The organism is Bradyrhizobium sp. CCBAU 45394, assembly GCF_028128655.1.
Lineage (GTDB): Bacteria > Pseudomonadota > Alphaproteobacteria > Rhizobiales > Xanthobacteraceae > Bradyrhizobium > Bradyrhizobium diazoefficiens.
Window position 1 is genome coordinate 743 of sequence record NZ_LBIX01000003.1, and the last position, 673, is coordinate 1415.

Annotated in this window: 1 protein-coding gene; it reads right to left on the bottom strand. The window is 63.9% G+C overall.

Features of this window, described 5'->3' with window-relative positions:
- Nucleotides 1–673, bottom strand: a 673-nt coding sequence (locus tag WN73_RS00830; RefSeq protein WP_442870044.1) for a Mu transposase domain-containing protein, incomplete at both ends; no start/stop codon positions are given.

Genomic DNA, 673 nt, shown 5'->3' on the forward strand with positions numbered 1-673 from the left:
GCCAGCAGCACGGCGGTTTGCCGCGACGGATTGAACGGCCGTTCGCTGGTCGGCAGGACAACAGAACCGGGGTGCGTCATCCGGGAATGAACACGCAGCAGCGCATGGGTGTGGCGATCACGGATCTCGATCGTGGAGGCGTAGATCCGCACCACGACCTGACTGCCGATCGGCGCGGGCCGCGCGGCGTAATAGCTGTTGTCGACGCGTACGGTGGTGTCGTCGCAGACAGTCCGGACGACTTCGGTGAAGATGCGGAAGGCAGCCACAGGCAGCGGCCGCAGGTGCGGCTTCTCTTCCTGGAACATCGCCTCGACCTGACGGCGCGTGCTGCCGTGGATGCGCTTGGAGGCCCAATTCTCCTCCCAGTGCCTCAGGAACTCGTTCTGGGCTTCCAGTGTCTCGAAGCGCCGTCCGGCCAGCGCGGTGCCCTGGGTATGTTGAATCGCACTCTCGACGCAGCCTTTCCGATTGGGATCGGCCACCCGCGCGGGATCGGCGACCACGGCGTAATGAGCCAGCATCGCGCTGTAAATCGGGTTGAGCTCGGGCTCGTACAAATCCGGCTTGAGGACGCCTTCCTTCAGATTGTCGAGCACGACATAGCTGGGAACCCCGCCAAAATACCGGAACGCCTCTTCGTGGAGCTGCGCCCAGACGTGTTGGCTGGACT